Source organism: Rhizohabitans arisaemae, from assembly GCF_025996515.1.
GTDB classification, from domain to species: domain Bacteria; phylum Actinomycetota; class Actinomycetes; order Streptosporangiales; family Streptosporangiaceae; genus Rhizohabitans; species Rhizohabitans arisaemae.
The window spans coordinates 155,691-174,505 of the sequence record NZ_BLRH01000009.1 but is presented as its reverse complement, the minus strand read 5'-3'; the positions used below and the strand labels follow the sequence as shown (position 1 = coordinate 174,505).

Genomic DNA, 18,815 nt, shown 5'->3' with positions numbered 1-18,815 from the left:
TGGGGAAGCGCCTCAGCGGGACCAGACGACGGTCCGCCAGGAGCCGGGCGCGGTGAAGAACGGGCGGCGCAGGAGACCGGAGCGGTCGGCCCGACGCGGCGGCTCGGCCGTCGCGCGGGCGGCGAGCAGGGTCAGGGCCGCGATCACCGCCTCCACGTCGTCCGGTCCCGGATTGCCCCGCACCACCTTCGGAGTACCGTGCCCTGGCATACTTCGAAGATCGCTTTTACCCGTGGCTTCCCGCAACTTCTTGCATGCGCTCGTGTGCGGAGCCGTCGGCCGGCCACGCCGCCTGCTGCGCGGGGAGGCCGAGGTTGGCCGGGAGGCCTTCGCGGCCGGAGACCGAGAGTTTCTTGTACGTCCTGGTGAGGTGCTGCTCGACCGTGCTGATCGAGATGAACAGCTTCGCCGCGATCTCGCTGTTGGTGTAGCCGGCCGCGGCCAGGGCGGCCACCCGGCGCTCGGCGCCGCTGAGCCTCCTGATCCACTTGTCGGACGCGGGGAGCCCCGGCTCGGCTCCTTCGGGCATCGTCCGGTGCAGGTGCACGGTGCCGCACTCGTCGGCGGCCGCCCGGGCCCGGTTGACGATGATCCCGGCGCGGCGGTGCTCGCCCAGCTCCTCGTAGACCACGGCGAGGTCGTTGAGGCTGCGGGCCAGCTCGTACCGGTCTCCGGCGACCTGCAGGAACTCGGCCGACTGCCGCAGCAGGGCCGGGCGGAGCTCCGCGGCGGAGACGGCGGCCAGCAACCGGAGCGCGACGCCCTGGCCCTGGGGGTTGCGCGGGGCGCACCGGTCGAGGTGGGCCTGGGCGAGCTGCCTGGCCTCCTCCGGCCGGTTCATCCGCAGGCACGCCTCAGCCGCGTCGGTGCGCCAGGGGATGAACCAAGGGGTGTCGACGTCCCAGCCCGACATCATCTCGCCGCACAGGTGGAAGTCGCGCAGGGCCAGCGCGGGATAGCCGGTGGCCAGGCTGTGCCGGCCTCTGGCGTGCAGGTAGTGCAGGCCGTACCGGGATTGGAGCATGGCCTCCGGGACGGGCCGGTCCAGTTGCTCGCGCGCCTCGTCGTACCGGCCCATCGCGGTCAGGGCCCGGACGAGGGCGGACAGGGGACCGCCCACGGCCACCCCCCAGCCGCTCAGCGGGATGATCTCCAGCGCCTTGCGCGCGTACCGTTCGGCGGCGGGCATGTCCCCCTGGCGGAAGGCGACCTCGGCGCGTACGGCCAGCAGGCGGGCGCTCCGGCTCGGGGTCTGCCGCGAGGCGGCCTCGCCGACGAACCTGCCGCACCACGACGCCGCCCGGTCGGGATGCCCGCCGTAGGCGAGGGCGAGCAGCCCGTTCTCCACGGTCTCCAGCGACATCTCGTCCAGATGGGAGCCGTCCAGGATCCGCTCGACGGTGTCCAGCTCCTTCGGCCCGAGCCCCTGGGTGACGCTCTCGGCCAGGGCCAGGGCCGACTCCAGCCGCCTGCTGAGCGCCACGGAGGTGACCGCCGCCAGGCCCTCCTCCCTGGGGGGCTGCCTCAGGTGCGTCAGCAGATCCGGGTGGGTGACCCGCAGCCACAGCCGGGTGGCGACCAGTTCGGGACCCGCGGACTTGCCGAGGTGGTCGAGCACGCTCCGCGCGCTCTCGGTCCGGCCGTGCCAGAGCAGCGCGCGGACCAGGGCGACCGCGTCGTCGTCACGCAGGTCACCCCGGTGGGCGGCGTCGATCAGCGCGGTGAGGTGGGCGGCCGCGGCCCCCGGGTTGAGACGCCATTCGGCGCGGACCAGCATGCTGGTGATCCGGGCGCGCTGTTCGTCGTCGGCGCACTCGCGGGCGGCTCTGCGCAGGAAGGACACGGCGGCCTCCGTCGAGCCGCCGCGCAGCGCGTGGACGGCCGCCTGCTCCAGGATCGTGACGCCCCAGGGGACGTCGAGCGGCTCGGTCCACCGCAGATGCCCGGCGATCACGTCGGGCGGGGCGCCGGCGCCGTAGGCCACCTCGGCGGCGCGGCGGTGCAGTTTCGCCGACCGTTCGGCCCCCATCTCCTCGACGATCGCGCGCCCCGCCACCTCGTGCCGGTATCGTCCCCCGGCGAGCAGGCCGGTCGCGGTGAGGGTCTGCAGCTCCCGCCCGACGACATCGGCGCCGAGGCCGAGCAGCTGGTCCAGGAGCTCGGCGTCGTCCAGGATCGCCAGCCCCTGCGCCACCTGGAGGGTCTGGTCGTCGCCTCCGGACAGGCAGGCCAGCACGGCCCTGCCGTACTCGGTGCCCACCACGACCGTGTCGGGTTCGCGGTTCTCGGCGAAGCGGACGAAGTCCCGGTGGTCGTCGGCGAGCGCCGCGACCAGGCGCGGGTTGCCGCCGCTGAGGGCGTACCAGTCGCCGGCGAACCGCTTGCCCGCCTCCGCGCCGACGCGGCCGGCCGCCATGGCCGCCACACCGGACCTGGTGAGATGGTTGAGTTCGATCTTCTCCCACAGCGGCTGACGCAGCTCCGCCTGGAAGGTGCCGTCGGTGTAGCGCCCGTGGTCGCACTCGGTCAGGACCACCGCGATCCGGGCGAAGCGCGCCCGGCGGCTCAGGTACGCCAGGCAGATCAGCGAGGCCCGGTCGGAGTGGTGGACGTCGTCCACCACGACGGCGAGCGGCTGCTTCTCCGCGAGCTCCAGCAGGATGCTGCAGAGCAGGTGGACGACCTGCGGCTCGATCTGCTGCTCGGTCTCGTGCTCCCACGGCAGGGACATCACCGAGCGCACCCCGTCGTCCAGCAGGGCCAGGGCCCGGGTGCGCTCCTCGCCGATCAGGGGGGCGTCCCGGATGAGCTGGCCGATCACGCCCAGGGGCAGGCAGCGCTCCATCCGCGATGTGATCGCTGTGACGGTGACCGCGCCGACCTGGAGGGCGTGGTCGGTGAACGCCTGTAACAGCGCGCTCTTGCCGGTCGCCGCGACACCGCTGACCAGCGCGCATCGTCCTCTACCCGCCATCGCCGCGCCGAGGGTGGCCCGCAGGGTGGCAAGCTCGTCGTCCCGTTCGATCAAGCTCATCGGCTGTTCCGCCTCCGTGCGGCCGATCTGGTGTGCGCTGCCGTATCCCATCTTCTCCATGATCTTCGCCAATCCCCCCCAGCGGTTCCGGTCGGAGGGTAGAGGGTGTCCTTATCGTAGGGCTATCGACTGACTATGACCGGCTGTGCGCGCGCCCGGCCCCGCTTACTCCATCGTTGACGGCGGCCGATCGTGACATGGTCGGCCAAGGGTTTGCGGGCCCGCCCGCCGGGGTCGTCCGATCGGCGGGTCGCGGGCGGTGGGGTGTCCGTGGTGCCGGGGGCTTGAACAGCGATGGCATCGATGGTCACCTGCGTGGTCGGGGGTGCCGGGTCCAGGTGCCGTCTTTCGCTGACCCCTGGTGTTTACTAGCTTTACGGGAACCTGTTATCGGGATGGCTTCACCGAGTTATTGGGGGTCTTTCCCCTCGGTTCCCGGAACAACCCGCGCGCTTGCCGGGAACGCCTGCGGGAAGGCGCCGGCGAGCGGGCACGACGACGGCGCGGTACCCGTGACGGGCACCGCGCGATCGGGGGCGGGCATGCGGACGCTCAAGAGCCGTGCCGCCCGAAGGACCCGGGGGCCGATCGGGCCGCGCCGAGCCGTCAGCCCTCGCCGTACTCGTCGTGCAGTCGCAGCTTCAGCGCGTGGTCCCTGCGGCCCTTGGGCGCCCGGTCGAGCACCTGGAACATGCTCCACAGCACGTCGTTGCCGCGGCTGTAGCTGGAGTAGGTGTGGTAGACGACGTCGTCCTCAAGCACGAACGAGGTGAGGCCGGGCATGTCCCGCGGGAAGATGCTCGGGTCCGGCAGGATGGGCGGCAGCCGGTAGTAGTTGTACTCCGGCCCCTCCGCGGCCAGTTCGTCGGTGAAGGAGGTGCCGAAGTCGACTTTGAACTCGCCGTCGGGCGAGGAGTAGAACGGGACCTGCCAGCCCATCCGCTTCCGGAACGCGGTCACCTCGTCGATCGGGTTGCGGAGCACGCAGGCCAGGACCACGTCGTGGTTGCGCAGGTGCGTGGCGGTGCCGTCCAGCGAGTCGATGAAGGAGGAGCAGCTCGGGCAGCCGGTCGACATGAAGTGGTACACGATGAGCTGGGAACGTCCTTCGAAGAGGTCGCGCAGCGAGACCGGCCCGTCGGGGCCTTCGAGGCGGTACTCCTTCTCCACCGGCACCCAGGGCAGCTCCTGCCGCTGCCGGGTCAGCTCGTCGCTCCGGCGAGTGAGCTCTTTCTCGGCTTCCAGCAGCTTGATGCGGGCCGCGCGCCACTCGTCACGAGTGCCGATTTTATGCCGGTTCATTCCCTCTCCCCTCGCTATCCGTATGCGAAGGACAGCATCGCGTATCCATGCATCTTTGCCTAGTGTCGCCTCCGGCGCTTCTTCCGTATTGCTCTATCGGGTGTGGTGGCGGCCCCCGACGGGGAGGGGGCCGCCACCGGATCAGGCGCCGGCCTCGGCGAACCGGCCCGGCCGGCGGCCCTCGCCGGCCGGGCCGCGGTAGCACTGCGCGATGTCGAGATAGTGATCGGCCTCGGCCCCGGAGGCGACCACGTCCACGTCGTCCCGGTGCCGCCGCCTGGTCGCGAGCAGGCAGAGGTCCACGGCGGAGCCGGTGATCCGCTCCGTCGAGGCCTCGGGGCCGAACGTCCACAGCTCGCCCGACGGGCTGGTGATCTCGAACCGGAACTCCGTGGCCGGCGGCGTCTCGTTCCGGGACAGGTAGCCGAAGTCCCTGGTCAGCACGACGAAGCCGACCAGGTGCCGGAGCCGGTCGGTCCGCTCGATCCGGATGCCCGTCACGTCGGCGATGTCCTGGCCGTGCGCGAACTGCTCCATGATCCCGGCGCAGGCGAGGATGGCCGGGGGGAGCGGGTTCACGAGCCACGGCACGGTCTGCCCGGCCGGTACGGCGGCGAGCGCCTCGACGACGGTCTTGCGCGCCTCCCGCCAGCGGTCGAGCAGCACCTCGGGGGTGTCGTCCTCGTAGTCCTTGAGCGCGCCGTTCACCACGGCGGTGAAGCCGACGGTGGCGGCCTTGGCCGCCATCGCGTTGAAGGCGTCCGGAGCGGCCGCCGCCGTCCTGGCCATCCCGAAGACGAAGGTGAGGTGGGCGATCTGGTCGTGGACCGTCCAGCCCGGCGCGGCCGAGGGCAACCGCCACTGCTCCGGGCCGAGCCCGCTCACCAGGCGGTCGAGCTCCTCGCCTTCCGCGGTCAGATCCCTGAGTACGCTGTCCAGCTCGATCACGGGTCACTCCTCCTGTGGGGAATCAATCGGTTGACGGACGGGGACGGCAGCCAGGCGCCGACCCGTCTCGCGGCGGCGAAGGCGGCCCAGGCGGTGAGCTCGACCAGCGTCGAGTCGTCCGGGTCACGGACGCGGAACCCCTCGACGACCGGGCCGTCCACCTGGTACGGCGCCAGCGCGGTGAGCAGCGCCAGCCGCCCGGCGGGGCGCTCCGCGGGCGGCAGCACCGCTGTCGCCCTTTCGACCCAGGAACGGCTCGGGCCGCGCGGCTCGCCGTTCCAGGCGGCCAGCTCCGCGGCGACCAGCTCCCGGACCCCCGCGGGCACGGACCGGTCGCCGGCCCTGTCCAGGGCGGCGGCGGCCCGGGCGAGGGCCCCGGCCACCGTCGGCGACCCGCCCGCCCAGGACAGGTCGGCCGCCGGGGCCGCGGCGGGGAGCAGGCCGAGCGAGAGCCCGGGGGAGACGCCCCGCCGGGCCTGGACCGCCATGACCCGGCCGAGCATCCGCAGGGCCGTCCCGCGGGCGGCGTCCGGCATCGGCCGCGGGAACGGGGAGCCGGTGAGGAAGAGGGCGGCCATCCGGTTGAAGTAGTGGAAGGCCACCACCACACCGGCCAGTTCGGCCAGGTGGTCGGCGGGAGGAGGGTCGGACCGGGCCGCCGTGTCCGCCCTCCCGCTCGCCCGGGCCCACGTCACAGAGGGGCCCAGGGCGGGGTCGCCGGCGGCGTCCAGCCGGTCGCCGTCGTACCTCCCCTTGGTGAGCGCCCGGAGCGTCGACCCGTGGATGTCCACGCAGTAGGGGCAGTCGTTGCCGCGCGACACCGTGGCGGCGACCGCCTCCTTGGCGGCCCGGGGCACCCGCCCGTCGGCCATGAGCGACTCCCGCAGGACCATCCAGCAGGCCGCCGTCGCCTCGGGGGCGGGGGAGTGCAGGATGACCGGTGGGGCGAGCATGCCGAAGTCGCGCTCAAGCTGGCCGTAGACCTCGGCGACGAGCCCGGTGGCGCCGCCCGGCCGTACCGGGACGACGTGCCGGATCTGCCGCAGCATCTCCGACAGCGTGGCGCGCGCCAGCATCTTGCCCATCGGCGTCCCCTAGACCCGCGGCAGGATCGGGATCAGCCCGGCCACGCCGCGACGGCCGCCCACCGAGCCGTCCGGCGCCGGGGCGCCGTACGAGACCTCGATCCCGCGCTCCCGCGCCGCCCGCACGATCGCGGGGACGGCGCGCTCGGCGAGCGCGGAGATGGTCATCGCGGGGTTCACGGTCAGCGCCCCGGGGACGGCGGAGCCGTCGGTGACGAAGATGCCGGGGTGCCCGCGCAGCTCGTGCTCGTCGCTCAGCGCCGAGGTGGCCGGGTCGTCGCCGATCCGGCAGGAGGCCAGCGGGTGCACGGTGTAGGCGCCGACCACGTCGTTGGTCCACGGGGTCACCGTGGCCAGCCCGTCGCGTTCGAGGATGTCCTTCACCTCCGCGTCGGCGAGCCCCCAGGCGCGGAGCGTGTTGGCCGTCGGGTGGTACTGCAGGCGCCCGACGCCGAGCATCTGCTGGGAGATCCGGTCGGCGTTGCCGGTGGCCGGGGGCGGGCCGAAGACGCCCTCGTTGTCGTCTTCGATCATCTGGAAGATGATCAGCCAGGAGCGCCAGCGCTCCAGCATCTCCTTCTTCTTCACCCCGAACCAGGCCAGGCCGTCGCCGTCGGCGGCCTGGGCCAGGATGGTCCCGAGCCCGGGCGGGAAGTACAGCTGCTCCAGCGAGTACCGGGTGTACTCGGGGAGCGAGCCGTCCAGCCGGTCCCAGTTGGCCACGGTCGGGCCCTTGCCGATCTGGTTGGCCGCGTACGCCAGGCCGTCGCCGTGGGACAGCCCGAGCACCTCGCGCACCCGGTCCTCGTCGAACACGGCGGTGTTGAGCCGCTCCCCGTTCCCGGAGAAGTAGCGGCCCACCGCGTGCGGCATCGGGCCCAGGGTCGGCGCGCTGCGCTGCAGGATGACGGGGGTGGCCCCGGCTCCGGCGGCGAGGATGACGATTTTGGCGTCGATGACGCCGTTCCCGGTGGTCACCCGGTAGTCCTCGTCGTCGACCAGGTTGTAGTGCACCCGGTAGAGGCCGTCCTCGGTCTTGGAGATGTGCTGCACCTCGTGGAGCGGCCGGATCTGCGCGCCGTGGGAGAGCGCGGCGGGCAGGTAGTTGGTCTGCAGGGACTGCTTGGCGTCGAACCGGCAGCCGGCCATCATCCAGTTGCAGTTGGTGCACGAGCCGGTGTCGACGGCGGCGGGCACCGGGTTGGCGGTCCGTCCGGCGTGGCGGCACGCGGCGGCCCACAGGCCGCCCGAATAGGAGACGTCCTCCCAGCCCTGCTTGGTGATCTCGATTGACTCGGCCACCCGGTCGTACCACGGCTCCAGGGTGTCGCGGCTGATCGCGGCCGGCCACATCCGCCGTCCGATGCTGCCGCGCCGCTCGAAGACGAAGCCGGGCGCGCGGGGTAGCGCGGCGAAGAAGACCACGCTGCCGCCGCCCACGCAGTTGCCGCCGAGCACGCTCATCCCGTCGCCCACGACGAAGTCGAAGATGCGGGTGTAGGAGGAGCCGAGCTTGAAGTTGTGCTCGAAGTCTTTCGAGGTCAGCCACGGTCCGCGCTCCAGGACGACGACGCGCGCGCCGCCGGCGGCCAGGTGGTAGGCCGTGATCGCACCGCCGAAGCCACTGCCGACGATGAGGACGTCGGTACGTTCCGTCGCGGTCATGCCGGGCTCCCTGAGGGGGTCGTGTCGGGGTGGAGTGCCGCCAGCGGTCGGCCGTAGGAGTAGTCGCGGAACCGCCACAGGCCGTCGGATTCGGGGAGGGCGAAGCCCATCGCGGTGAGACCCGGGTGCCCGGAGGCGATCGCCTCGGCGGTGTCCATGTGGGCCGCCGAGTCGTAGGCCATGTTGGCGAAGAGGGCGATGCTGATCCAGATCTGCTTTTCCGGGTGGCCGGGCGCGACGAGGCGCCGCACGAGCTCGGTCCGGTCCTCGAACGACAGCGCCACGAATTCCGGTACCGAGTCGTCGAGCGTGAGCCCGCTCTGTCCGGCGTAGGCGCGCGCGTGCTCGTTCAGCAGCGCCGCGAAGTCGTCCAGGCCCGCGGTGACCCCGGTCGCGTCCCATTCCAGCAGCTGGACGGCCCCGGCGGCGACCGCGCCCCCGCCGCTCGCCGCCCCGGCCACGGCCCGGTCGCCGGGGAATCGCCTCTCGCCCGGGATGATGGTGTCCGAGAACGCCTCAAGCGTCATCGTTCTTTTTGTGTATCCGTCCGAGGTTTGCGGCCGCATAGAGATTCCTCATCTAATGGGTCGTCTTCGGTCCGGCTTATCGTCTAATTTATGTAACGGGAGCCGCATCTTTTCTGTTGCTTTCCCCAGGAAATGTATTACTCTCTGTATCGGGCCTGGTGCTTGTGGTTGCAGGCGGCTCGGACCTCGTATATCGCGGCCGAGAGGGACCCCCTACAACCCCTATTCCTCCTCACTATCCTTGTCCGGGGCCACCCGAGAAAACGGTTTGAGCCCTATCGGGCCTACCGGGCCGCGGTTACGCTGGCGAAATAAGTGACAAAGTCATGGTCGCGGCTTCGGAATAAGAAGTCTTCGCTGTCACGCGCCCCGCCTTTGCCTTCCCCGAAACTCGGGAGCAGCGATGGTTATCGAAAGATCCGTTCTATGCGCGATCCTGAGCATGCACGAGCATCTCGACAAGCCGCTCACGATTGACGACATGGCCAGCACGGCGATGTTCAGCAAGTTCCACTTCTCCCGGGTCTTCCAGCGCGTCACCGGGCTCTCGCCCGGCCGCTTCCTGTCCGCGCTGCGAATCCAGGAGGCCAAACGGCTGCTGGTCACCACCTCATCCACCGTCACCGAGATCAGCCACATGGTCGGCTACTCCAGCGTCGGCACCTTCAGCTCGCGCTTCACCAGCAGCGTGGGCACGGCCCCGAGCATGTACCGGGAGCTGCGCAGCGTCGTGCCGCGCGAGCTGATCGGGTACCGCCGGGACCTCAAGGGACTCGAATCCGCCCGGATCGAGGGGGAGGTCGCCTCTCCCCTCGGGGGGCGTCCGGTCTTCGTGGGACTGTTCCCGAACCGGATCCTGGAGGGATGGCCGGTCAGATACACGGTCCTGAACAAGCCCGGATCCTTCGTCCTGGAGGACGTGCCCGAGGGAAGCTGGCACGTGCTGACCCAATCCGTCGTGGACGGGCGCGAGGACGCGTTCGACCACCCCCCGGGCGGGGACACGGCGTTGTTCGTCGGGCACAGCGGCCCGATCGTCATCAACGGCGAGGCGGCGAAGGCGCGGCTCGACGTCCGGCTGCGGCCGATGAAGCCGCTGGACGCGCCGTCCCTGCTCGCCCTCCGCGACCTGGTGCGATAACACGAAGAAGCCTCACGTGGCCGGACCACGTGAGGCTTTTTCACGCCTTCAACGACGTCGCGCCGGCATCGGACCCCGCGGCAGGGCGTCCACCGAGCTCACGGTCACGGGGAACCCGCCCCGGATCCGCAGCGCCAGCATGGCCTCGGGGAAGGGGTTGAAGCCGGGCCGGGCGGACAGGCGGAGCTCCCGCACGACCGTGGCGATGACGAAGACGGCCTCCATCATCCCCAGGTGGTTGCCGACGCAGAACCGGGGCCCGGCGCCGAACGGGATGTAGGCGTACCGGGGCCGGTCCGCGGGACGGGCGGGGTCGAACCGTTCGGGGTCGAACCGCTCGGGCGCCTCCCAGAACTCCGGATGCCGGTGGAGCGTGTAGGGGCTGATCATGATTTCGGTGCCGGCCGCGACCGGGTACCCGCCCACCTCGTCGGCGGCCACGGCCTTGCGGGTGAGCGCCCAGACCGGCGGGTAGAGCCGCATGACCTCCTCCACCACCATCGCGGTGTAGCGGAGCCGGTGCAGGTCCTCGTAGGTCGGCGGCCGGTCGCCGAGCACCTCGGCGGCCTCCGCCCGGAGCCGCTCGCGTACCTCCGGATGCCGGTCGATGAGGAGGAAGGCCCACGACAGCGTGCTGGCGGTCGTCTCATGCCCGGCGAGCAGCAGGGTGATGAGCTCCTCGCGCATCCGGCGGCGGACGGCCCGCCGGTCGGGGTCGTCCGCGGTCGAGGCGATCAGCCGGGAGATCACGTCGTCCCCGTCCGGGCGCGGGTCGGCCCGCCGCGCGGCGACCAGCCCGTCCGCGACCCGGTGGAGTTCGCGCAGGGCCCGGCGGAAGCGCCGCTCCTTGGGGAGCGAGAGCCACCGCGGCACCTTGCTGAGCGTGACCATGTCGAACATGGCCTGATCCTGCACCGCCTCGAAGGCGTGCCCGATGAGCCCGACCGAGCCCAGGTCGGCGTCGAGGATGGTGCGCCCCAGCACACCGAGGGTGAGGCCGGTCATCTCCGCGGAGAGGTCGATCGGCCGGCCGCCCTCGTGCGCGCGGAGCCGGGTGACCAGGTGCGCCGCCTCCTCGGCGATCGCCTGGGCGTGCACGGCGAGCCGGCGGTTCTGGAAGACCGGCTGGATCATCTTGCGCTGCTTGCGCCACAGCTCGCCCTCGCTGGTCAGCAGACCGTCGCCGATGGCGCGGCGGGCTTCGGTCAGGCCGATCCCCTTGTGGTAGTTGCCGCTGTGGTCGGCCAGGACGTGCTTGGCGTGGTCGGGGTGGTTGAAGTAGTAGAGGGTCTGCGGTCCGACGGTGATGCGCACGGCGTCGCCGTACCGGTCGGCGGCCGAGGTCAGCATGCCCAGCCGGTCGGTCACCAGCTGCCGGTACAGGCCGAACGTGGCCGAGATCGGGGGGCCGGGCGGGGCGGCCTTGGCGGTCGGTTTCATCCGGCCACCTCGCTGGGCTGGGGGGCGATCCGCCGGAACCGTCCCTGGCAGAACAGCAGGGGGTCGGCGTCGGGCCGCCGGTGCACCGAGAGCACCTTGCCGATGAAGACGGTGTGGTCTCCGCCGTCGTAGGAGCGCCACAGCTCGCATTCGAACCACGCGGCGGCGTTCTCCAGCAGCGGCACACCGGTCGCCTCGCCCGGCCGCCAGGCGCCCTCCTCGAACTGCGCGGCGCCGAGGGTCCGCCAGCGGTTGGCGAAGTGCTTGGCCTCGCCCTCCTGGTCGGCGGAGAGCACCGAGACGCCGAAGTGGCCGGTCATGGAGAGGCAGCCGTGCATGATCGCGTCCCGCCGGACGCAGATCAGCACCAGCGGCGGGTCGAGCGAGACGGAGGTGAAGGAGTTGGCCGTCATGGCGTGCGGGGGCGTCGCCGTGGTCACGACCGTGACCCCGGTGGAGAACGTGCCCAGCGCCTGGCGCAACGCTTTCACGTCGACGTCGCGGGAGGAGATGGATTGGTCGATACTCACGCCGGCCTCCTGGGGTGCCATCAGGCCGCGTAGGGCTCGAGTGCCTGGACCAGCGAATCGGGCACCCGGGAGGGGATGGTGCGGGTGTTCGGCCCGCGCATGCAGGCCACCCGCTGCCGGCCGCGGGCGACGAGCGTCTCGCCGCCGCCCGGGTCGAGCCGGACGTAGTCGAAGGTGAACTCGACCTGGGTCTGGGCCAGCTCGACCAGGTGCATCCGGATCGACAGCTCGTCGAAGGCGGTGATCTCGGCGAAGAACTCGCAGTCGACCTTGAGGGTGAACAGCTTCAGGTCGTCCTGCAGGTCGCGCAGGACCTCCGGCGCGGCCTGCTTGAGGAAGAGCTCCCGGCAGCGTCCCTGCCAGCGCAGGTAGTTGACGTAGTAGACGTTGCCCACGATGTTGGTCTCCTCGAAGCCAACGGTGTGGGTGTACTCGAAGTATTTCTTCATGACCGGTCACCGCCTGTGGTGAGAACTGCGAACACGATGGGATCCGGGACGCCGTGCAGGGTCGTGACGAGGGTCGCGACCCGCAGGCCGCCGGAGGCGAACACCGCCCACGCGTCCCGCACGCCGTCGATCCGGACGTCGCCGCCGGCGGCCCCGGCCCGGCGCAGGCAGGTGAGCGCGGCCCGTACCCGGGTGTCCGCGGTCTCCGGCGCCTCGCGGGTGAGCGCGGCGGTCTCCTCGGTGAGCGGGGCGTGCGCCGCCTCGGCCGGGCGGGCGGTCACCGGTTCGACGGCGCAGGCCAGCGGCCCTTCGCCGACGGCGCAGAGGGTCGTCCCGGCTCCGTGGGCGACGGCGACGGTACGGCCGTCCTCGACGGCGTGCTCACCGTCTCCGACGTGGGCGAGGCGGACGGGGCGGCCGAGTGCCCGCCCGGCGGCGAGGGCGGCCGGCGCCGCCTCGTCCGGCTCCACCGCGACGGCGACGCGGGTGCCGACCAGGTCTTCCAGCGTCCGTTCGAGGTAGGAGCCGAGCAGCGGCGCGGCCCACGGGCCGCGGCCGTCCTTCTTGCGCACCGCCTGGAGGCGCAGCCCTTCCCAGCGCTCCACGACCTCGCCGCCGGCCGTACGGACGGCGATGTCGTAGACGTAGGTGTCGCCGTGGTGTTCCCGTTCGACCGCGCAGTAGCGCAGCTCCCCGGCTCGCGCCAGGTCGGGGCCGCCGGGGTGGATCCGCTCGATCCCGGTGGGCAGCAGGGTCGCGTCGGGGACGCACACCTGGTTGCCGTGCATGAGCGCGTCCCGCAGGCCGGGGTCGCCGAGCCGCAGCTCACCGGGGAGGAACCCGGCGAACCAGTCGCCGTCCGCCACCGCCGCCACGTCGGCGTCGACGTGCCGGGCGGCGGCGCGATGGTACCGGCGGAGCCGATGGAAGCGCGGCCCCTGGAAGAGGACGTCGCCGTACATCGCGGTGGCCGGGTCGAGCGGCACGCCGGGCAGCCCCGGCGCGGTCTGGTCCGGCGGCCCGGCCGGAGCCGGCCCGAGCCCGTACACCAGCCGGGCGCGGAAGTGCTCCACGTCGAAGCCGGTCTCCGCACTCCTGATCGACACGGCCACGGTGTCGTCGTCCACGACCGTCGCGGCGATTCTGATCGTGCTGCTTCCGTCCGGCGACACGATGATCGGCCGGACGAACTCCGCCTGCTCGATCACCGGCGTCGCGTCCCGCCCGGTGAGCGCCGCGGCCGTCTGCGCCATCGCCTCCATGCCGAAGACGGCGGGGAACAGCAGGTTGCCGTCGAGCAGGTGGTCGGCGAGGTAGAGGTCGGTGCCCGAGCCCAGTTCCACCTCGGTGACGAGTTCCACCCCGTGGTAGCGGACGAGCGGCTTGCCGACGAAGCGCAGCAGCGGCAGGTCCGGCAGGTCCCGGCGGACCGTGCCGATTCCCTCGGTCCGGCCGCTGATCACCACGACGGCCGGGACGCCGGGGTCGGCGACCAGCCGCCGCAGCAGTTCCACGCCCTGCTCGGGGGCGATCGGGACGATGCCCCGGCGGGTCAGGCCGTCGACGACCGACAGCCGCTCGCCCATGCCGACCTCGGACCAGACCGACCACTCCATGCAGACGGTCCGGCAGTCCGGGTGCCGGGCCGCCGTCTGCTCGGTGAGGTCGGCCAGCCACTCGTTGGCGGTGGCGTAGTGGGCCTCGCCGTGCAGGCCGGCCCGGCCGATGATGCTGCCGAACGACACCAGCAGCCGCAGCCGGCCGGGTTCGATCGCCGCGAGCACGTTGCGCATCCCGTCGACCTTCGGGGCGAAGGTACGGCGGAACGCGGCCATGTCCAGCGTGGCGAGCCCCGCCGGCTCGTTGCGCCCGGCGCCGTGCAGCACCGCGGTGACCGGGCCGAGCGTCTCCTCGACCTCGGCGACCGCCGCGCGCACCCGGTCGGCGTCGGCGGTGTCGGCCCGGACGTAGTGCACCCGCACCCCGGCCTCGGCCATCCGCCGCAGGTTGCCGGCGAGCTCGGGGTCCCGGGCCGGGTCGGACCGGCCGAGCACGGCCAGTTTGGCGCCGCTGTCCCCCGCGACGGCCAGGGCGCACTCGGCGGTGATGCCCTTGCCGCCCCCGGTCACCAGGAACACGTCGGAGGAGTCGAGCACCGGCTGGACCCGGCCGGGGCGGACCGGCAGCGCGCGCAGGGTGGGCACGCGCCGTAGCCCCGCCTCGTCGTACCGGACCTCGGAGAAGCCCGTGGTGGCGGCCACCTCGGCCACCACCCAGCCGACCGCCTCGGGGATCGGCGGGACCTGCGCGACGGTGACCCGCAGCTGCGGTGCCTCCAGGGAGAGCGTCTTGGCCAGGCCCGCCGCGCCCCTGCCGTGCTGCACCAGCACGAACCGGGTGCCGCGGGCCGCGGACAGGACCGCCTGGGCGCCGAGCAGCGCGTGCTCCAGGTCCTCCTCCGCGCAGTCCGGCGGCAGGTACACCAGCACCCCGGACCCGACCTGCCCGTTCTCCAGGGCGCCGCGCAGCGCCGCCGCGAGCGGCGCCCCGCCCGGGGCGAACACCCGCCAGGTCCCGCCCGCCTCGGCGGCGACCTGCTTGGGGAGCCGGATCTCGTCCAGGTCGACGGCGAACGCCCGCGCCCACGGGGCCGCCCCGGCCACCGCCGGGACGGGGGAGGAGTCGGCGACGCCGGTCGCCTCCGACAGCGTGTCCAGGGCGGTGGCCAGCTCGCACAGGCTGGCCGTGGCGAGGTTCACCGGCACCTGGGCGGCGGGGATGCGCAGCCGTTTGGCCGCCTGGTCGATGAGGTGCATCACGGTGACCGAGCTGAGGTGCAGCTCGTCCAGGGGTCTTGCGTCGCCGCTCACCATGTCGAGCGGGAGCTCGGCGCGGGCGGCGGCCAGGCGGCGCAGCATGTCCAGCGTGGACTCGGCCGTCTCCGCCGGGCCGTCCTCGCGCCCCTCCGCCTCGGGGGCGGCACGTCGTACGACGGCCTGGGGACCCACCGCGGGTGCCTGCTCGGCGGGGTTGGCGAAGAAGCTGAAGGACTGCCCCACCCGCAGCGGCCGGATCAGCCGGCCGTGGAAGAGCTCCTCGTGCCGGACCGGGACGCCGAGCACGTAGCCGGCGGCCACCGTGCGCAGCAGCCCGGTGAGCGACTCGTCGTCGGTGTCGAGGGCGACCGCGGGCACGTCGACGGCGGCCGTCACCAGCCCGGTGAGGACATGGCCCGGGCCGACCTCGATGAAGAGGTCGACGTCCTTGGCCGCCCGCTCCACGGCCTGGGTGAAGAGCACCGGGTCGGTGATCTGCCGGTGCAGCAGCTCCCTGAGGTCGGTGGTGGCCGACAGCTCGTCCCCGGTGACGGTGGAGACGACCCGCCCGCTCAGCGGGGCGAACTCCTCCCGGGTGAGCCGCGCGCCGAACGACTCGGCCGCCGGGGCGACCAGCGGGGAGTGGAAGGCGTGCGAGACCGGCAGCCGCATGCAGGGCACGCCCTCGCCCGCGGCCCGGCCCGCCATGGTCTCGATCTCCTCGACCGTGCCCGCCACGACGGTCTGCTCCGGCCCGTTGTATCCCGCGATCACCACCGACAGGCCGGCGATGAGCCGGTTCACCTGGTCGGGGGTGGCCCGCAGACCGGCCATGGTGCCGGAGGCGCTGTGCTCGGCCATGGCCCGGCCGCGGCCGGCGGCCAGCCGGAGCAGCCGCGCGGAGTCCATCGCCCCGGCCCAGTGCAGGGCCGACAGCTCGCCCAGGCTGTGGCCGACCGCGACGTCGGCCTCCACCCCGAGCAGGGACAGCGCGCGCAGGCCGGCGATCGAGCCGGTGGCGATGCGCGGCTGGGCGACGTGGGTGGCGACCATGTCCCCCGAGGTGGGCAGCGCCGCCTTGAGGTAGATCTCCTCCACCTCGGCCAGCCGGCGGCGGAGCGCGCCGCCGCTGGTGCCCCGGCCCGACCCCTGGCCGGGGAAGAGGAATCCGACGCTGGGCCTGCGCGCGGCGCGGCCGAGGAAGGCCCCGCCGTCGAAGACCCGCTGCTCGCCCGCGTCCAGTGCCTGGATCAGCCGGCGCAGCTGCTGCTCGGCCTCGTCGGGCGAGGACACCACGGCGGCGGCGCGGTACGGCAGGTCGCGCAGCTCGCCCTGGAGGGTGGCGGCGAGGTCGGCCAGCTGGGCGTAGGAGAGCTGCGGCACGAAGTCGGCCAGCTCGGTCAGCCGCTCGCGCAGGCCCTCCGGCGAGGCGGCGTCCGCGAGCAGCAGCTCCACGTCCTGGAGCGAGGCGGCCAGCGACCGGGTGCGGCTGGAGACGCCGGTACGGCGCCGCGGCTCGGTCTTCTCCAGTACCAGGTGGGTGTTGATCCCGCCGAAGCCCATGGCGGTGACCCCGGCCCGTATCGGGGCGCCCGCGGGCCACGGCTCGGCTTTGCGCAGCACGCGCAGCGCCACCGGCTCCTGGCCGAACACCGGGTGGGGGTCCACGCAGCCGAGCGTGGGCGGCAGCACCTCCTCGTGGACCGCCATCGTCGCCTTGATCAGACCGGCCACCCCGGCCGCGGCCTTGGCATGGCCGATCATGCCTTTGATGGAGCCGACCGCGGCGGGTGCCGCGGCGGGGTCGGCCGCGGTCCGCTCGGCCGTCAGCGCGGCCAGCTCGGTCGCGTCGCCGAGCGCCGTACCGGTGCCGTGGCCCTCGAAGAACGACACGGTGTCGATGCCGACCCCGGCCCGTTCGTAGGCCCGCCGCAGCGCCCGCCGGTATCCGGCCACCTCGGGCCGGGTCATGCCGCCCCTGCCGTCGGAGGACACGCCCCACCCGGTCACGCTCGCGTAGCCGCGGCGCCCCGACTCGGCCGCGTCCTGCTCGCGCATCAGCACGAGCATCCCGCAGCCCTCGCCCGGCCAGAAGCCGTTGGAGTGCCGGTCGTAGAGGCGGAAGTCCCCCTTGGCCAGCGCGCCGGTCTTGGCGAAGCCCACCAGCTCGAACGGGTCGATGGACAGGTCCACGCCCCCGGCGACGGCCACGTCGACGTCGCCGTCGGAGAGCGCCTTGGCCGCGGTGGCCACCGCCAGCAGCGAGGAGGAGCAGGCGCCGTCGACGGTGTAGCCGCCGCCGCCCAGGTCGAAGTGGTTGCAGATCCGCCCGGCGATCGTGTTGGAGAGACCGCCGGCGAGGGTGTCCTCGTCCACCTCGGGGAACGGGCTCTTGTAGGCGGTCTCCAGCTCCGCCAGGAAGCCGGCCAGCCGGTCGTCGTCCCAGCCCTCCGCGGCGAGCGCCGCCGTGAGCGTGCGCCGTACGTACGGCCAGCGCAGCCGGAGCACGTTGGCCCGGGTGAACTCCCCGGTCAGGCTGTTGCCGACGATGACGCCGGTGCGCTCGTGCGGTAGGCCCTCCCCGCCCGGGAAGCCGGCGTCCGCCAGCGCCCGGCCGGCCATGTCGAGCGCCAGCCAGTGGGTCAGGTCGGTGGAGCGGTAGGTGCTGCCTGCGATCTTGTAGCCGAGCCGGTCGAACTCGTAGCCCTCGATGACCGCGGCGGTCCGGCTGTAGAGGCGGTCGGGCGCGGCCGGGTCGGCGTCCCAGTAGTCTTCGAGCCGCATGCGAACGTCGGGGAGCCGGCGGAAGGCCCGGCGTCCGGCGACGGCGTTCTCCCACAGCTCACGGGGTGAGGAGGCGTCCGGATATCGGCACGCCATACCGACAATCGCGATTCTGGTCATATCTTCGCGGCCTCCGTCTCCACGGACTGGAGCGCCTTGGCGGCTTCGGCCTGCACCTTGGCGGCGTCCAGCTCACGTGCCTTGTTGACGATGTGCAGCGCCCACAGGAATCCGCCGCGGACCAGACAGACCACCGCGGTGGCGAAGAAGATGCCGTAGGGGATGTTCATACCGGTGAGCAGGCCGTACACCAGCGCGACCCCGCCGCCGAAGGCCACCTGCGAGAGCGGCTTGGACGGGCTCGTCCCCGGGTCGGTGATCATGTAGTTGGTGAACAGCACGAACGCGATGCCGGTCATCATCGACAGCCCGCCGAGGATGGAGATGTCGTCGACGATCAGTCCGCGGACGATCGCCTGGACGGCGAAGCCGATCACCCACGAGGCGATCAGCCACATGCGGCCGGTCAGCTTGGCGTTGAGCATGGTGCCGAAGGTGATGATCACCAGCGGGATGATCCAGTCGACCGGGTTCCCGACGTGCTCGCTGAACTGGTACGGCGGCGCGATGCTGGCCCACGGGAAGAGGACGAGGATGATCGCGATGCCGAAGTTGGACGGGTTCATGAAGTGCCGCAGCCGCCCGCGCACCGGCGCCCGGAACACCCACTTGGTGCCGACCGCGAAGACCACCCCGAACATCATGATCAGGATCTGGTCGTTGACGTAGGTCAGCATGTTCACGGCGATGCTGGTGATGTGGGCGGGGTAGAGGAACTCCATCAGCCCGCGGAAGCCGTTGCCGAGGTAGCGCGGCGCCCGCCCCTCGGACCTGGCGCCGATCGCCTCCAGCACGATCTCGGTGGTGTAGCCGGTGGCCAGGGCGACGAACGGCCAGATGTACCCCTGCTCGAAACCCCACCACGAGTAGCCGAGGATGTTGAAGATCGTGATCGAGATCGCGAACCTGCGCAGCGCGGTGACGACCTTCTGGTCGTGACGCGGTGGACTGACGGCGGCGTCGTTTGCGCCCAT

The 18,815-nt window shown here is 72.4% G+C and carries 13 protein-coding genes; 1 reads left to right on the top strand and 12 read right to left on the bottom strand.

Features of this window, described 5'->3' with window-relative positions; genetic code table 11:
• Nucleotides 1-12: 12 nt before the first annotated feature.
• The 7 genes from RUR_RS01815 to RUR_RS01785 form a co-directional block, all read right to left on the bottom strand.
• Nucleotides 13-210 carry an acyl-CoA carboxylase epsilon subunit gene (locus tag RUR_RS01815; protein ID WP_283133066.1) on the bottom strand — a complete coding sequence of 66 codons (198 nt, stop codon included), beginning with the start codon at nt 208-210 and terminating at the stop codon, nt 13-15.
• 16 nt (nt 211-226) lie between these two features.
• Nucleotides 227-3,094, bottom strand: coding sequence for a helix-turn-helix transcriptional regulator (locus RUR_RS01810; protein ID WP_283133065.1), 2,868 nt, complete (start codon nt 3,092-3,094; stop codon nt 227-229).
• Between the two features lie 546 nt (nt 3,095-3,640).
• Nucleotides 3,641-4,336, bottom strand: coding sequence for a DUF899 domain-containing protein (locus tag RUR_RS01805; protein WP_283133064.1), 696 nt, complete (start codon nt 4,334-4,336; stop codon nt 3,641-3,643).
• A 141-nt stretch (nt 4,337-4,477) separates the two neighbouring features.
• Nucleotides 4,478-5,284: a TIGR03084 family metal-binding protein gene (locus tag RUR_RS01800; protein WP_283133063.1), complete on the bottom strand. Its 807-nt coding sequence runs from the start codon at nt 5,282-5,284 to the stop codon at nt 4,478-4,480.
• The gene (locus RUR_RS01795) at nt 5,281-6,369 is read right to left on the bottom strand and encodes a carboxymuconolactone decarboxylase family protein (RefSeq protein ID WP_283133062.1); all 1,089 of its coding nucleotides are present in this window, start codon (nt 6,367-6,369) and stop codon (nt 5,281-5,283) included. The genes RUR_RS01800 and RUR_RS01795 overlap by 4 nt, the downstream gene beginning before the upstream one ends.
• A 9-nt stretch (nt 6,370-6,378) precedes the next feature.
• A complete protein-coding gene (locus RUR_RS01790) occupies nt 6,379-8,034 on the bottom strand; it encodes an FAD-dependent oxidoreductase (protein ID WP_283133061.1) in 1,656 nt (551 codons plus the stop codon).
• Nucleotides 8,031-8,561, bottom strand: coding sequence for a DUF5987 family protein (locus RUR_RS01785; RefSeq protein WP_283133060.1), 531 nt, complete (start codon nt 8,559-8,561; stop codon nt 8,031-8,033). The genes RUR_RS01790 and RUR_RS01785 overlap by 4 nt, the downstream gene beginning before the upstream one ends.
• A gap of 442 nt (nt 8,562-9,003) precedes the next feature.
• Between RUR_RS01785 and RUR_RS01780 the strand changes: the two genes are divergently transcribed.
• Nucleotides 9,004-9,702: a helix-turn-helix domain-containing protein gene (locus RUR_RS01780; RefSeq protein WP_283133059.1), complete on the top strand. Its 699-nt coding sequence runs from the start codon at nt 9,004-9,006 to the stop codon at nt 9,700-9,702.
• Between the two features lie 48 nt (nt 9,703-9,750).
• On the opposite strand, the gene RUR_RS01775 is transcribed toward RUR_RS01780, so the two are convergent.
• The 5 genes from RUR_RS01775 to RUR_RS01755 are packed head-to-tail and all read right to left on the bottom strand — an operon-like array spanning nt 9,751 to nt 18,815.
• Nucleotides 9,751-11,142: a cytochrome P450 gene (locus tag RUR_RS01775; RefSeq protein ID WP_283133058.1), complete on the bottom strand. Its 1,392-nt coding sequence runs from the start codon at nt 11,140-11,142 to the stop codon at nt 9,751-9,753.
• Entirely contained in the window at nt 11,139-11,672 is a 534-nt protein-coding gene (locus tag RUR_RS01770) for a flavin reductase family protein (protein WP_283133057.1), read from the bottom strand. Before RUR_RS01770 ends, RUR_RS01775 begins: the two co-directional genes overlap by 4 nt.
• Nucleotides 11,673-11,692: 20 nt before the next feature.
• The gene (locus tag RUR_RS01765) at nt 11,693-12,121 is read right to left on the bottom strand and encodes an acyl-CoA thioesterase (RefSeq protein WP_283133056.1); all 429 of its coding nucleotides are present in this window, start codon (nt 12,119-12,121) and stop codon (nt 11,693-11,695) included.
• The gene (locus RUR_RS01760; protein WP_283133055.1) at nt 12,118-17,841 is read right to left on the bottom strand and encodes a type I polyketide synthase; all 5,724 of its coding nucleotides are present in this window, start codon (nt 17,839-17,841) and stop codon (nt 12,118-12,120) included. The genes RUR_RS01765 and RUR_RS01760 overlap by 4 nt, the downstream gene beginning before the upstream one ends.
• Complete coding sequence (locus RUR_RS01755) at nt 17,838-18,815, bottom strand: enediyne biosynthesis protein (protein ID WP_283133054.1); 978 nt, start codon at nt 18,813-18,815, stop codon at nt 17,838-17,840. The genes RUR_RS01760 and RUR_RS01755 overlap by 4 nt, the downstream gene beginning before the upstream one ends.

Bases quoted from the DNA above. Each gene is read 5' to 3' on its own strand.
- RUR_RS01815 (WP_283133066.1), bottom strand. From the start codon at position 210: ATGCCAGGGCACGGTACTCCGAAGGTGGTGCGGGGCAATCCGGGACCG.
- RUR_RS01810 (WP_283133065.1), bottom strand. From the start codon at position 3,094: ATGGAGAAGATGGGATACGGCAGCGCACACCAGATCGGCCGCACGGAG.
- RUR_RS01805 (WP_283133064.1), bottom strand. From the start codon at position 4,336: ATGAACCGGCATAAAATCGGCACTCGTGACGAGTGGCGCGCGGCCCGC.
- RUR_RS01795 (WP_283133062.1), bottom strand. From the start codon at position 6,369: ATGGGCAAGATGCTGGCGCGCGCCACGCTGTCGGAGATGCTGCGGCAG.
- RUR_RS01790 (WP_283133061.1), bottom strand. From the start codon at position 8,034: ATGACCGCGACGGAACGTACCGACGTCCTCATCGTCGGCAGTGGCTTC.
- RUR_RS01785 (WP_283133060.1), bottom strand. From the start codon at position 8,561: ATGACGCTTGAGGCGTTCTCGGACACCATCATCCCGGGCGAGAGGCGA.
- RUR_RS01780 (WP_283133059.1), top strand. From the start codon at position 9,004: ATGCACGAGCATCTCGACAAGCCGCTCACGATTGACGACATGGCCAGC.
- RUR_RS01775 (WP_283133058.1), bottom strand. From the start codon at position 11,142: ATGAAACCGACCGCCAAGGCCGCCCCGCCCGGCCCCCCGATCTCGGCC.
- RUR_RS01765 (WP_283133056.1), bottom strand. From the start codon at position 12,121: ATGAAGAAATACTTCGAGTACACCCACACCGTTGGCTTCGAGGAGACC.
- RUR_RS01760 (WP_283133055.1), bottom strand. From the start codon at position 17,841: ATGACCAGAATCGCGATTGTCGGTATGGCGTGCCGATATCCGGACGCC.
- RUR_RS01755 (WP_283133054.1), bottom strand. From the start codon at position 18,815: ATGGGCGCAAACGACGCCGCCGTCAGTCCACCGCGTCACGACCAGAAG.